The organism is Lutibacter holmesii, from assembly GCF_042679665.1.
In the GTDB taxonomy this organism is placed as follows: domain Bacteria; phylum Bacteroidota; class Bacteroidia; order Flavobacteriales; family Flavobacteriaceae; genus Lutibacter; species Lutibacter holmesii.
Genome location: NZ_JBHTMV010000001.1, coordinates 182,618 through 197,765, shown reverse-complemented (window position 1 = coordinate 197,765; position 15,148 = coordinate 182,618). Strand labels below are relative to the sequence as shown.

At 30.7% G+C, this 15,148-nt stretch carries 10 protein-coding genes; 9 read left to right on the top strand and 1 reads right to left on the bottom strand.

Annotated elements, in window-relative coordinates:
* Positions 1-2: 2 nt before the first annotated feature.
* Positions 3-3,542 (bottom strand): sensor histidine kinase, encoded by a 3,540-nt coding sequence (locus ACFQ5N_RS00820; RefSeq protein ID WP_386806930.1) that lies wholly within the window; start codon positions 3,540-3,542, stop codon positions 3-5.
* A gap of 150 nt (positions 3,543-3,692) precedes the next feature.
* On the opposite strand from ACFQ5N_RS00820, the gene ACFQ5N_RS00815 reads away from it, so the two are divergent.
* The 9 genes from ACFQ5N_RS00815 to gltS all read left to right on the top strand — a co-directional run bounded on the left by ACFQ5N_RS00815 (position 3,693) and on the right by gltS (position 14,973).
* A complete protein-coding gene (locus tag ACFQ5N_RS00815; protein WP_386806928.1) occupies positions 3,693-4,454 on the top strand; it encodes a hypothetical protein in 762 nt (253 codons plus the stop codon).
* Positions 4,455-4,718: 264 nt separating this feature from the next.
* On the top strand, positions 4,719-5,081 hold the full coding sequence (locus ACFQ5N_RS00810) for a CsbD family protein (RefSeq protein ID WP_386806926.1): 363 nt from the start codon (positions 4,719-4,721) through the stop codon (positions 5,079-5,081).
* A gap of 43 nt (positions 5,082-5,124) precedes the next feature.
* Complete coding sequence (locus ACFQ5N_RS00805) at positions 5,125-5,832, top strand: DUF308 domain-containing protein (RefSeq protein WP_386806924.1); 708 nt, start codon at positions 5,125-5,127, stop codon at positions 5,830-5,832.
* Between the two features lie 36 nt (positions 5,833-5,868).
* Complete coding sequence (locus tag ACFQ5N_RS00800) at positions 5,869-6,429, top strand: HdeD family acid-resistance protein (RefSeq protein ID WP_386806922.1); 561 nt, start codon at positions 5,869-5,871, stop codon at positions 6,427-6,429.
* A 32-nt stretch (positions 6,430-6,461) separates the two neighbouring features.
* A complete protein-coding gene (locus tag ACFQ5N_RS00795) occupies positions 6,462-7,871 on the top strand; it encodes a M48 family metalloprotease (protein ID WP_386806921.1) in 1,410 nt (469 codons plus the stop codon).
* A gap of 125 nt (positions 7,872-7,996) precedes the next feature.
* Positions 7,997-8,683 (top strand): Bax inhibitor-1/YccA family protein, encoded by a 687-nt coding sequence (locus ACFQ5N_RS00790; RefSeq protein ID WP_386806919.1) that lies wholly within the window; start codon positions 7,997-7,999, stop codon positions 8,681-8,683.
* A gap of 148 nt (positions 8,684-8,831) precedes the next feature.
* Positions 8,832-10,481: an ABC1 kinase family protein gene (locus tag ACFQ5N_RS00785; RefSeq protein ID WP_386806917.1), complete on the top strand. Its 1,650-nt coding sequence runs from the start codon at positions 8,832-8,834 to the stop codon at positions 10,479-10,481.
* Positions 10,482-10,545: 64 nt separating this feature from the next.
* The gene (locus ACFQ5N_RS00780; protein WP_386806915.1) at positions 10,546-13,206 is read left to right on the top strand and encodes a tetratricopeptide repeat protein; all 2,661 of its coding nucleotides are present in this window, start codon (positions 10,546-10,548) and stop codon (positions 13,204-13,206) included.
* 564 nt (positions 13,207-13,770) lie between these two features.
* Positions 13,771-14,973, top strand: coding sequence for a sodium/glutamate symporter (gene gltS / locus ACFQ5N_RS00775; protein WP_386806913.1), 1,203 nt, complete (start codon positions 13,771-13,773; stop codon positions 14,971-14,973).
* Positions 14,974-15,148: the final 175 nt, after the last annotated feature.

The following is a 15,148-nucleotide window of genomic DNA, read 5'->3' as shown; positions in this document are numbered from 1 at the left end:
TTTTAAATGATTTTATTAATTTCAATTATTATTGTGGTACCCTGCCCTATTCTACTTTCTATTTCTAAAAATCCATCAATAGCTTCCAATCTATTTCTCATACTTTGAAAGCCAAATCCTTTTCCATTTTTATTTGTGGTTGCTACATCAAAACCAATCCCGTCATCTTCAATAGTAAGCATATACATATTGTCGTAATCTTTTAACTGAATCGAAACATTTTTAGCTTTTGCATATTTGATTATGTTATTTGTTGATTCCTGTAAAATACGGTATAAAGTTATTTCAATTTCTTGATTTTTTATTCTTTCTTTCTTAAAATTATGAAAAAAATTAAATTCTGTAGTTTCCGTACTTGCATTAATTTGGTTAATTAAACTTTCAAAAGCTGATATTACTCCAAAATCTATAATTGCTTTAGGCATTAGTGAATGTGCTACAGAGCGACTTTCTAAAATAGATTTTTGAAGGTACTCCCATCCAGTTTCAAATTTATTAATGGCAATTGTGCTAAACTTTGATAATTCTTTTTTAGCACTTTGAAAATTAAGAGAAGCTATTGTTAATGTTTGTTGTAAGCCATCATGTAAATCTCTTGAAATTCTACTTCGTTCAATGTTTTCTGTTTTTAAAATAGCTTCTAACATTTCTTGAGTTTTTCTTTTTTCGGACGTAATATCTATTTGTGTTCCAACAACCCTAACAGGAGCCCCATTTTTATCTCTTTCAACAACTTTTCCTTTAATTTGAACCCAAATTTCACTTCCATCTTTTTTCTTTATTTTATATTCATCTAAAAACTGATTGTTACTACCTTTTGAAATCAATTCGTTATGAATATCAATACGTTCTTGCCTTTCGCTTTCGTTTGAAATCCTTTTATAAATTTCATATCTACTTTCTTTAAACTCATAAGGTTTATAACCTAGCATAGTGTATATTGAAGGACTGAATTTAATAGCATTATTTACAATATTTAAATCCCAAATCCCTTCGTTAGTAGCTTCTAAAGCGTATTTGTAACGCTCATCACTTTCGGTTAATTCTTTATTTATTTTTGTTATTTTTTCCGTTCTTTTAGCAATAATCTCTTCCAAGGATTCGTTTAATTCTTGTAGTTTTCTAGTTCTAAGGTCTACTTTATTCTGCAATATTTTGCGTTGTCTTTTAAGAGATTTCAATCGCAATCGAAATATGAGTACAATAATACTTGCGCCTACAATAAAATAAATGAAATACACAAATGGTGCTTTATACCAAAATTGTTTTTTTGAAAACAATAGTGGACTTTGCATTTCAATATAAACATTATCATAATTTTTAACTCGTACCTTAAAACTATAATTACCAGCGGGTAAATTAGAATAATAAGCAACTTTTCTAGCACCTGCTTGTTGCCATTTTTTATCAAACCCTTCTAGTTTATATTCAAATAGTTGATTGTCACCCCGAACAAAATCTAAAGAAGAATAGTGAAATTCAAAATTGATAGCATCCGCTTCAATTGTTGAAAGATCGTTCAAATTGATCTCAACATTATTTATTAAAACTTTATCCATTCGAAATACTGGAGGGATATCAACCACGCTCATTGGGTCAAATTTTAATAAAGAATTGGAAGAAGCTAAAACATAACTATGATCACTTTTTTGAACGAAAGTGGGAAACCCAGAAATTCCTTCTACATTTACAATACCTGGGACAGAATAAATTTCTTCAGTTATAAATTCCTCTTGATTATTGATAGAATCCAAAATAATTCTTTGAAATTTTCCATTTTTTTTATCTCTGGTAAAATACCACAAACCTTTTTTATTTGCTGCAAAGTGTAAATAGGCCTGATTTTCAGGTAAATTATTTCTGGTATCTAAATAATTTTCTTTTTCGCTTTTAATTTCAACAAGTCCACTTCCATAAGTTCCAACCCAAACAGTTCCAAATGCATCTTCAACAATGTTCATGATATATTTAGATTCTAAAAAAAGATTTTTGTTAACGGCGCAACAACTTTCATTCAATACATCGCAGAAATATAATCCTTGCATGGTGCCAATCCACAACTTAAGGTTACTATCTTCAAATAATGAGAGTACGTTTAAATGGTCTAGTGTTGAAATTTGATGTTTTTTGCCATCTTTGATAACATAAGTTGTTTTATTGTTAGGATTATTGGGTTGATCGTCTGTTTCCATAAACCACAATTCTCCATTTGCTCTCATAAAGGCAATTGACACAATTTTTGAAGAATATTGATGAATAACTCTAAAATTACCATTCTTTTTTTGAATTCTAAACAGTCCATTAAGACTTCCAACTATGTATTCATTTGCAATGTTTGTTTTACATAAAGAATGTATTGTAGCACCAAGTTCATTTAATCCATCAATTTTTAATAATTTGTTGTTACGCTCAATTAACAACCCAAAATCTTTGGAACCTACTAATACTTCTTGGTCATTATCTTCTAAAACACATATTGTTCTAATAGGTTTATTTCCTTTTAATTGAATTGTTTTAAATGGAGTTTTAGAAAAATAATCCAATCCAGAAAAAGTACCTACCCATAAGTTTTTGTCTTTATCGAAAAATATTGATTGAACGCGATTGTTTCCAAGTCCATCTGCCTGGTGAAAATTATCTAATTTGCCTTTATATAATTTATGTAAGCCCTCACCACCAAACCAAATAGCGCCATTTTCATCTATTTTAATAGCTCTTGAATAATCATTATAGTCTTTAACAGTATGGATGTGACTTACATTTTCACCGGCTATTTTATAAACTTTACCATTAATATTGATAATGGCCAATACGCCATACTTATTTTCAGAAAAACCATCCACTGGACTGTTTAATGGGGAGTCTATTTTTTTTTGAATAAATTGTTTATTGGCATTCATTTTCCAAAGACTCGTATACTGTCCATTCCTTGCAGATACCCATATACTATTATCGTGACCGGAAAAAACCTTCATCACTCTAATATCACTATTATCAAAAAGGTGCTCTTCCTTAGCTTTAAAATTATCAATAGTGAATAAACCTCCATAGGTATTTGAAACCCAGATTTTGTTATTTTTATCAATCACCAATGAAAGAACTTTAGTGATAGATTTATTATTAAGTTTTACTTCTTTAATAAGATTGTCTTTTAAATAAAAAACACCCCTTCTATTCGCAATCCATAGCGTGTTATTTTTTCCCATTTTAACAAAACGAATATTATCATTTTTAAAAATAGGATAATCTTTGTAATTGAAGGATTTAACAGATGTCCCATCAAACCTTAACAACCCTCTATCAGTCCCCATCCATAAAAAACCAAGACTGTCTTGTTCAAAATTAAAAACTCTATTAATAGGTGTAGTGTTAATCTTACTCCAGGATTTATGCTCATAGTGGGAGATGGGGATATTAAGATCTAAACCTTTTGTTTGAGAGTATAAATCACTACTGAAGAAACAAATTACTATAAAAAAAAGAATCTTTAAAAAACAGCCTTTAGTTGAATTTAATCCGATATGTGCAATAGATTTTGCCATTAGAACAAATCTAATGAAAATAAAAACTTATATCAATCAATAAAACAGGTAAAAAACCTAGTTTATTTATTTAAGTAAAAAACCAATAGCTAAAACGTGAAATCGTTAAATATTTGCGTCATAAACAATAACACTTTAAAAATTTAAACAATGAAAAATATTCTATTATTAACAGTCTCTTTGCTTTTTACAGTAATTTCATTTTCACAGTCAGATGAAGAAAAGGCACAAGCCAATAACCCATTGGCAAGTATTACCGCATTTAATATGCAACAGTATTATTCACCTAATCTATCGGGTGATAGTGAAGCAACATCTAGTACTTACTGGTTACGTTTCGCAACTCCAACCGGACGCGTACTTTGGAGAGCTTCAGTTCCAGTAGGAACCTATTCAAGTGATAAAACAGGGTTGGACGAATCTGGCTTAGGTGATGTAGATCTTTTCGCTGCTTATTTAGCCGTTTCAAAACCAAAATTTACATTTGGAATTGGACCTTCAGTATCTGCTCCAACGGCAACATCTGATTATTTAGGAACAGGAAAGTGGACCGCAGGTGCAGCAGCAGTTGTTTTCGCAGCAGTTTCTGCTCAATTTCAAACAGGAGCTTTAGCAATTTGGAGAACAGATTTTGCGGGAAGTTCAAATAGGAAAGATGTGGATTTCTTTGCATTTCAGCCTTTTGCATTTATTCAGGCAGGAAAAGGGGTTTATTTTAGAACTGCACCAACGTGGAATTTTAATTTAAATAACGGAAACTATAATGTACCATTAGGAATAGGTGTAGGAAAAGTATTGAAGATAAATAAAACAGTACTTAACTTTTTTATAGAACCTCAGTATTCGGTTTTACACAAAGGGCCTAACCAACCATTACTTCAGTTTTATTCAGCATTGAACATGCAGTTTTAATTTATAGCCATTAAACAATAGCTAATTTATACAGATGCTTATCTGTGGAAATTAAAAGAATATTAAAAAGCCTGGAACATTTGTTCTGGGCTTTTTCCTTTAGCAGAATAACCCAACAAAGAGCGACTAAGTTTTGTTAATAGGTAATTCGCCTAAATTTAATGATTAGGTGATAGACTAACTGTTAGAGTTCATAAAAGTTGAATCTTTGTAGTGTTAAAAGAAACAAAAACAAATAAAATTTTAAATAAAAAAAACAATATTATGAATACGAATCAATTAAAAGGAAAATTAAATCAAGTACAAGGAGATTCAAAAATATGGTTAGGTAAAACCACACATAACCAAAAAATGGAAATTGAAGGAAATCTTGATAAAGCAAGTGGAAAATTATTAGAGCAAAAAGGAGATGCTTTAGCACAGTATGAAAAAGCAAAAAAAGCTTTTGAAAACAAAACTGAAGAAGTTCAAAAAGAAATGCAATTGGAATGGGATAAATTGACACATCACGATGTAAAAAAAATCGATCAGGATTTTGAAAAATTTGCAGATAAGTTAAAAGAAAAATACAATAAAACCCAAGAAGATGTAAATGCTCAGATTAGAGAATTTATGGGTAAATTTTAAGAAAAGAACAAATAAAATCAATTAACACTTTAAAACAATTATTATGTCAAATATTATTTCACAATCAATCGCAACAATTAAGAACTGGTGGTTATTTTTATTATCAGGAATTGTATTAATCGCAGGTGGTATCTATGTGTTTTACACACCTCAAGAAAGTTATTTAACCCTAGCATGGGTATTCAGTATTTTAGTATTCGTTAATGGATTTTCGAATGTTTTGTTTTCAATTACAAACAGAAAATATTTATCAGGTTGGGGTTGGTATTTAACCGGAGGGATTTTTGAAGTTCTTATAGGGATTATTTTAATATCATATCCTGTTATCTCAATTGTTTTACTTCCAGTATTTGTTGGGTTTTGGTTATTGTTTAGAGGTGTAAATATGATTGGAGCTTCGTTAGATCTTAAGAATTTAGGAATTTTAGATTGGGGCTGGTTTTTACTTTTTGGGGTAGCGCTTATCAGTATTTCTTCTTTTATGATTTTACTTCCAATAATAGGCCATTTCACAGTACTCGTGTTAACAGCTGTTGGACTAATTATTTATGGGGTAGCGAATATTGCACTAGCATTTAAACTAAAAAAAGTAAAGTCATTAACTGTAGATAAAGTTAGTGAATTTAAAAAGGGAGTAAAATCTCAGTACAACAACTTAAAGAATGAAATTGTAAAGAGTTATACTGAATTAAACGAAGAAGAAAAAAATAAAATTGACAAAGCTTTCGAAACTTACGAAGCAAACAAATAATATAGTTAGTTAAAATTACTTTAAAACAAACACAAAATGAAAACAAAAAAGATAATAACAAGCGTAATTACTAAATCGTTTAAAAGTATAATGATATTGGGAATTCTTATGGCCATACTAGGTGTTGTAGCTATGGTTTACCCTGAAGGATTTGGAAAAGTATCAGTAACAGCAATAGGAATATTTATGATAATTGGAGGAGTATTGAGACTACTATTTGCAATTACTTCTTTCTCCATGGGATCACTTTTAACTCGTTACTTATATGGAATTCTTATGATTGTTGGAGGTGCTTGGGTTGTTGGAAATCCAGATATGGGATTAGAAGCGTTAACATTTGTAATGGCTATTTATTTTATTGTTGATGGTTTAACACAATTAGTCTACTCATTTTCTTTAATACCAATTGGAGGTGGAATGTATTTGTTATTTAGTGGTATAATAGGAATTGGATTAGGAGTACTCGTTTTTATGAATTGGCCTGAAGCTAGTACTTATGTTATTGGAATTTACTTAGGAGTAAAATTACTAATTGATGGTGTTACTTTAGCATTAACAGGAAAAGCAGTGTACAAAACAGCTCAACTGCAATCTTAATATTTTCAAATAAAATTAAAAAATAAATAAAAATGAAAAAAATCGCAATCACCTTACTTTTATTTCTATTTTCCGTTCCATTTTACGCTCAAAATGTAGAATTGGATAAATTACTAGGAGAACAGAATGCCAAAATGGTGGAATCAGAAATGGGCATTTACAAAGATGCTGATAAAACCGCTTATGTACGCCGAGTTGGAAACAGGTTGGTTGCGGAATTAGAAAATCCTTTGTTTGAATATCAATTTCATTTAGTTGAAGATCCTTCACCAAATGCATTTGCTTTACCAGGAGGGTATTTATATGTAACAACAGGGCTTATCCCAATATTAGAAAGTGAAGATGAATTAGCGTGTATTTTAGGTCACGAAATAATACACTCAAACAATCGTCATTCTGTTAAACAACTGAAGAAAAGTATTTTTCCAAAATTACTTGAAATTCCAGGGAATTTGATTGGTGTTATTGATGAAGATTTGGGCGCTTTATTTAACGCTCCAATTGAAACTTCTAATTCTTTACTTTTTGCTTCCTACGGAAGGAAGTCAGAAACAGAAGCTGATGAAGAGGGCATTCGTTTAGCCGCAAAGGCAGGTTACAATCCAAATGCTATGATTACTGCTTTAACTAGGTTGTCTAAAACTGTTGAGGTGGCTACACAACAAGAAGAACAAAAAAGTTATTTTAACGACCACCCATATACACCAGATCGAACTAAGGCAATACAATCTGAAATTGCTGAGTTGAATATGTTTGTAAAAGAACCAGTTTCTTCTAACTTTTTAAACGAATTTGAAGGAACATTATTTGGTCAAAGTCCAGGTAAAGGAGTGGTAAATGAAAATGTTTTTATACATCCAGATCTAGATTTTTATATAGAATTCCCTGAAAAATGGACTATTGATAATCAAAACGCTGGTATTACAGCCTACAACAATACGCAGCAGTCGGGTATACACGTAACCTTAGTAAACCCAACTATTAGCCCAGAAAATTCCGCAAAACAATTTATTGAAAATTTAAAATCGGAATACAAGGGGAAAATGACAGGTTCACAATTATACCAGATAGGTGATAAAAATGGTTTTTTAATTTCATTTCAAGACAAAACTGCAAATGCAACTGTTTATGCCTATGCACTTTGGATGCCTTTAAATGATAAGTTGTTCAACATAATGGGTATTGCAACACATCAAGAACTAAAGCTATTAGAGCAAACGGTACATTCATTAAGAAAATTAACAGCTAAAGAAAAAAACAATGTTAAAGTAAACCGAATGCATATAGTACATGCTAAAGAGGGCGAAACCATTGAATCACTTAGTGAAAGAACTGGAAATATTTTAACGATTGATCTTACTAGTGTTATCAACGCAAAAACATCAAAAGAGCTATTAAAAAGAGGAGAGCAAATAAAAATTATTAAATCTTATCCTTACTAAGCAACTCCATTTTAGTAAACAAAAAAAATAGGCGAATCGCCTATTTTTTTTGTTTAAGAGTTTCTCTAAGAGTCAAAAGGCAGTTTTAAATGACATTTGTTTAGAAATTAATAAAACTAAATAAAATGGAAACAAATTACGTTATTACAGAACAAAATAATTACTTAACAAAAGTTTATGGTTGGATGGCCGTTGCGCTTTCAATTACAGGAATAATTGCTTATTTCACCTATTTAAATTCAGCTATTTTTCAACCACTATTACAAAACAACATCTTTTTTTATGGATTGCTAATTGCTCAATTTGCTTGTGTAGCTTATTTGAGTAGTGCTGTAAAAAGAATGAGTGCAAAAATGGCGAGCCTTGTATTTATACTTTATGCTGTATTAAACGGTTTTACATTCTCGTTCATATTTCAACTATTTACAGGTGATTCAATTGCTACTTCAGTATTAGTAACTGCGGGGACATTTGCAGTAATGAGTGTTGTTGGTTATACAACGAAAACAGATTTAACTAAGATTGGGAATTTTGCCTTTATGGCTCTTGTTGGACTTATTATATTGACCTTAACAAATTTATTCCTACATAATGAAGTGATTTTTCAATTTTCTAATTATGTAGGTGTTCTTATTTTTATTGTTCTTTTAGCACATGATACTCAAAAAATAAAACAACTCAATGTAATTGGTAATGAAGGAACAGATGAAAATAAAAAGGAAGCAATTATGGGCGCTCTTACGTTGTACCTAGATTTTATAAATCTTTTTCAATATTTCATCAACTTATTTGGAGATCGAAAATACCAATAAAACGATCACATAAAATTAAAAGCATCCAGATTTTGGGTGCTTTTCCGTTTAGGTAAATTACCTAAATTAAAAACATAAGTATTACTCTTATAGCCAACCCTTTTAATGATACTAAATTTACAATTCAATAATATAATATTTCTCATCTATGAAAACTTCAATAAATTCAAGATATAATTCGGAAAGGTTGAAAGAAATTATTTCAACTCTTGCCAAATATGATATTGTAGACTGGCTTAAATATTTTGACAATGAAAAAATCAAAAAATATTTAAAAACCGATTCAGGTAAGGATGTTCTTCATCTACCTAAACCTGTTCGTATTAGGATGGCATTAAATGAATTAGGTACTACTTTTATCAAATTTGGTCAAATATTAAGTACAAGATCGGATATTGTAGGAGAAGAAGTTGCACAAGAATTGAGTAAGCTACAATCGGCTACAAAAGCTGATGGAATTGCAAAAGTAAGAGCGCAAATTAAAAAAGAATTTGGGATAAAATCAATTAACGATTTATTTCAGGAATTTTCTGTAAAACCCATAGCTTCTGCTTCAATAGCACAAGTGCATAAAGCAACATTATTGTCCGGAGAAGAGGTTGTTGTAAAGGTGATGCACCCAAATATTGAGGATAGAATTAATGAAGATTTAGAAATTTTACTGAAACTAGCTAGTACAGCTGAAAAACACGGTGGCCATTTAAAATTAATGCACCCATTACAGCTTGCCAAACAGTTCAAGCAAACTATGTTGGATGAGTTAGATTTTGTAAAAGAATTTCAAAATATAGAAAAATTCACCAATAATTTTGAAAACGATGATAGGGTTGTATTTCCAATTCCGTTTCGTGAATATTCTGGGAAAACTGTTTTAACCATGACGTTTTTAGAAGGAACTTCATTGGATAAAGTGAATACATTAGATTGGGATCAAGAATCAAAATCAACGTTTACAGAAGAAGGTGCAGATGTTTTTATGGAGATGATGTTTCGAGATAAATTTTACCATGCAGACCCTCACCCTGGGAATTTATTAGTTCAAGAAGATGGTGCTCTTGGAGTTATCGATTGCGGAATGGTTCATAAATTAGATGCTAAAACCAATGCGATTTTTGAAGAATTAATTATTGGAGTGGCTCAAAAAAATGCAGAGCATATTAAAAATACCATTTTTAATATGTTTACACTACCTAAAGGTGTTGATTATGATACGTTAACCTATCAAATAGATGAGTTTATAGATAAATATTTAGGGGTGCCATTGAATGAATTTGATATGAGTTCGGCCATTAAAGAAGGAACTTCAATTATTCAGGAGCATCATATTTTCATACCAGTAAACATGTCGAGTTTAATGCGTGTTGTAACTTTATTAGAAGGTTCTTCACGTTTGTTAAATCCAGATTTTAATATTGCCATTTTATTCGAAAAATATCAATACAAAATATTAGAGAGACGACTTTCTCCTAAAACATTTGTCAAAAAAATGATAAAGAATGTGCATCAATGGGAGCATATTGCTGAATCATTTCCAAATGCTTTGGATAAATTAATTAGAAAAGCAAATACAGATAATTTCAATATAAGTCTGGATCATAAAAATTTAGAAAAATCAATCAACAGAATTGTTATGGGATTAATTACCTCAGCAATTTTCTTAGGATCAGCAATGCTTTGGTCATTTAAAGTACCTCCCGTTTTTAATGGGTATTCAATATTTGGAATTATAGGGGTTGTTATTGCATCTATTTTAAGTTACCGACTCATAAAACAGATTAACAAAAGTGAAAAAGAATAATTAGAACTATTTAATTAATTCTTTAGAGGATTCATTTATATTTTAAAATTTATATATTAACATAATGAAACACTACATTCTATTAATTTTTGTGCTTGGTTTTTTTGTGAGCCCATGCTTTGGTCAGCATAAGTTAGATTCTTTACGGAATGTTTGGGATGATGAAAAACAGTCAGATTTCAATCGTGCAAAAGCGTTAACTGAATATGCTAAAAAGTATAATAAAACAAACGCCGATAGTTCCCTGTTTTATGCTCAAAAAGCCTACGAGTTTGCAAACACAAAAGGAATTGAGGAATATAAAGTTAAATCTAAACGAGTAATATGGTCTGTATATTATAAAAAAGGAGACTTTGATACTGCCAATAGAATAAATACTGAAGCTTTTGAAACTGCCATACAAAATGGAGATAGTTCAAGTATTGCACTAGCATATACCAGGTTTGGGTTGGTTACTAATAAAAAGTTTGAGTATGATAGTACCATTGTTTATTATCGTAAAGCAATAGAAGTATCAAAAGCGTTAAACGATAAAGAACAAGTGGCAAATAACCTAAACAACATTGGTATTGTTTATATTTATAAAAACGACTACCCAGCTGCAGAAGCCTGTTTTGAACAATGTATTAGCTTATACGAAGAACTAGAACTAGATAGGAGTGCTTCTTTAACCAATTTAGCACTTTTAAAGAAAAGAAAAGGTGATTTGTCTATGGCTATAGAATTATTCCAGAAACAATTAGCCTTTCATGAGAAAAATGGAGATGAAGCAAATGCTGCCACAGACCATATCAATATAGCAAGTTCACATTACGACCTGGAAAATAAAGAACAATTTTTAGAGCATACGTATAAGGCATTAGAACTAAATGAAAAATTAATTAATAAAGAAGGTATTGCTAAGGTTTTAGCAAATTTGGGTGAAGCCTCTGTAAAATACAAAGACCAAGATAAAGCACTTGAATATTTAAACAGAAGCCTTTTAATTTCTGAGGAAATTGGTAATAAAGCGTATATAGGTCGTGCGCTAAGAGAAATAGGTAAAATTCAAATACACCTCAAAAACTATCCAGATGCTTATAAAAACTTATCACGTTCATTAACTATTTCTGAAGAGATAAATTATACTTTAGGTATTGCTATGGCACAAAGAGGATTGGGTTTGTACTATAAAGCTATTGGTAATACAAAACAGGCTTTAGTTTATTTCAACAAAAGCTTAGAGACTTCAAAAAATAGGTTTATTGCAGAGGTTAGAGATGCTTCTTTTGATTTATTTCAATTATATGATTCTTTAGGAAATGACAAACTAGCATTGGAGTCATACAAGTTATATATATCCACAAATGATAGTATTCAATCTGAAAAAAATAAACGAGCAATTATTGGTCAAGAGTTTAAGTATGAGTACGATAAAAAAGCATTGCGAGACAGTATTTATTTTGAAAGCCAAAAAGAAATTCAAAACACCAAATTAGAGAAAACAAAAGAAGAACGTCTATTCTTATTAATAATTCTGGCTATTGTAGTTGTGGCATCAGTAATGCTTTTCAATAGAATTCGATTAATTCGAAAGCAAAAAAACACTATTGAAGGCCAAAACCAAGAGCTTAATAATTTAAATGAAAATTTAGAACAAACTGTTGAGGAACGTACTCAGAAAATTATTGATATCAATAATGAATTAAAAGAGAGTGATGAACGTTATGCTTATGCCTTAGAGGCAGCTAACGAGGGTATTTGGGATTACAATGTACAAAGTGACACCATGCGATTTAGCCCTGCAATTTATACCATGTTAGGATTTGAGCCCTATGAATTTCCAGAATCTAGAGAAGGTATTTATAACTTAATGCATTCTGAAGAACAAAAAAAGAAAATACGAAAAGCACACCAGTTATTTATCGTTAAAAATAATGAAGAATATCTAAATGATGAATATCGTTTAGTTGGAAAAAATGGAGAAATTGTTTGGATACAGGTAAAAGGTAAAATTGTTGAAAAGGATGCCAAAAATAGACCAGTTAGAATTGTAGGAACCCATGTAGATATAACTGCTAGCAAATTGAAAAACAAAGAAATGCTAGAAGCTATTTTAAGAACCGAAGATGCAGAGCGTAGCAGAATATCACAAGACATTCACGATGGTTTGCAACAAACATTAACCATTAGTTTTTTGAATTTTAATGGCCTGAAGAAAGACATTGAAGGAATGAAGCATGAAATTAAAGATAAATTCGATCTTGGTTGGCAATATTTAAAAAAAGGAATCAATGAGTCAAGAACTGTAGCACATACTTTAATGCCAAAAGCTATTGTAGATTATGGAATATTGCCAGCTTGTGAAAGCCTTGTAAATGACATGAATAATTCTAATGACCAAACAGAATTTAATTTTCACCACAACTTTAAGTCTGAAAGAATTACAAACCAACAAGTAGAGATAGCTTTATACAGAATTTTACAAGAAGCGTTAAATAATATTACAAAATATGCCAAGTCGACCAAAGTAGACATCCAATTAAAAGAATTTGATGACATTTACTTATTAATGATTGAAGATAATGGTGTTGGATTTGATAAACATATTTTAAAGGAAGAAGAAAAAGGTTTAGGTTTCAAAAGTATGAAGAATAGACTCGATGCTATTAACGGCCATTTAGAAATTGACAGTGTTCTTGGTCGAGGTACCACGATATTGGTAGAAATAGATAAAGAAAATTAGTATTCGGAAAAACCAACTTTTTAGAAATACAATTATTATTAGCATCAAGAAGATGTGAGTAGCAAGTATTAACAGAAGTCTTTATTAAATTTAGTTTATAGCTCAATATCAGAAACAGATAGATTGGTTCCTTCCTTCTGTTAACATAGAGAATGTTTTTTTATGGGTTAAATAATTCTTAAGTATTTTACCTAATTATTTAGTTTAGGTATTTCGCTAATATATAAGCCTTTATATCTACATATCTTTGAAGTATAATTAAACACTAAAACTTATAACAATGAAAAATTTAATTGAAGACTTAAGAGCATCATTCGAAATAATCAATATATACATTATGTATTATACAGGAAACGTAAAACTTCCAATTATGTAAAAAAGAAAAAGTAAATTATTTGAGTTAGTTAATATGAAAGCACCCTTTTGGGTGTTTTTTTATGGACTTAAGTAACCATAAGTAATTTACCTAATTGTTTGGTTTAGGTATTTCGCTGATAAATAAGGTTTTACATTGATATATTTTTGCAATGTAATTAAATCCATGAAAATTTTAAAAACACACTTATGATATCAGGATATGGAACAATAGTCATTGCAATTTTAGTACTCTATATGGGGAAATTGCTTAACAAGAGAATTGAGTTTCTTAGAAAGTACAACATTCCAGAGCCCGTAACAGGTGGGATTTTAGCATCACTTATTTCAGCTGTAATCTATTTTGTTTTTGATTTTGAATTGCAATACACCCTTGACGCTAGGGATGGTTTACTTATCGCTTTTTTTACAACAATTGGTTTATCAGCAAAATTTGAAACATTAAAAAAAGGGGGTGCTTCTCTATTGATTTTAATGGTAGTAGCAGTAGGATATCTTTTTCTTCAGAATATTGTTGGAATTGCTTCGGTTTCGGTTTCAGGACTTTCAAATGCTGTAGGTGTTCTAGGAGGATCGGTTTCATTAAGTGGAGGCCACGGAACTGTAATTGCCTGGGCGCCTAAATTTATGGAACAGCACGGAATATCCAATGCTCTTGAAATAGGATTGGCCTGTTCTACTTTTGGTTTGGTTTTAGGAGGTATTGCCGGCGGACCTGTAGCGGCTCAATTGATTAAAAGATATAATCTCAAGCCTGTAGTGAAAGAAGAAAGAACAGTAGGCGAGGGACATGAAGAGATTATGACTGTTAGTTACGACAATATGATGATGGCAATCCTAGCTATTTCTTTTAGTATGGGGCTAGGTATATTGATAGGAGAAGGGCTAGAACAAGTCAATGCATCATTGCCTCCTTTTGTTTGCGCATTATTTGGGGGGATTATTTACACCAATGTGGCTCCTATAATTGGAAGCAAAGTTGATGAAAAGTTAAATTATAGAGTAGATAATCCGTCAACAGCATTGATTTCAGATGTGTCTTTAGGATTGTTTTTAGCGATGTCGTTAATGAGCTTACAGCTTTGGACGCTAATTGATTTGGCTATGCCTATATTATTTCTATTGGTTGCTCAATTGATTGTAATAGTTCTATATGTGGTTTTTGTTGTTTTTCGTGTAATGGGGAAAGATTATGATGCCGCAGTAATAGCAGGAGGTTATCTCGGATTAGGGTTAGGAGCCACTCCTACGGCAATAGCAAATATGACAGCCATCACAAAGAGATTTGGTGGTTCAGCAAAGGCGTTTCTAATAGTTCCACTTGTAGGAGCATTTTTTATTGATATTTCAAATGCTCTAGTTATTCAGTTTTTTCTAGATCTGTTACAATAAGTGATAGGATTTTCAATTACTAGGTAATTTACCTAAAAATGAATATTAAGTGAAATACTAATATATAGGAACGTTATCTGCTTCATCTTTGTATCAGAAATAAGAACAGAATAACATACTCTAAAAAAGTATTAAAAAAAATAAATATTGCTGAGCTCAATTTTATAAAGCAGAA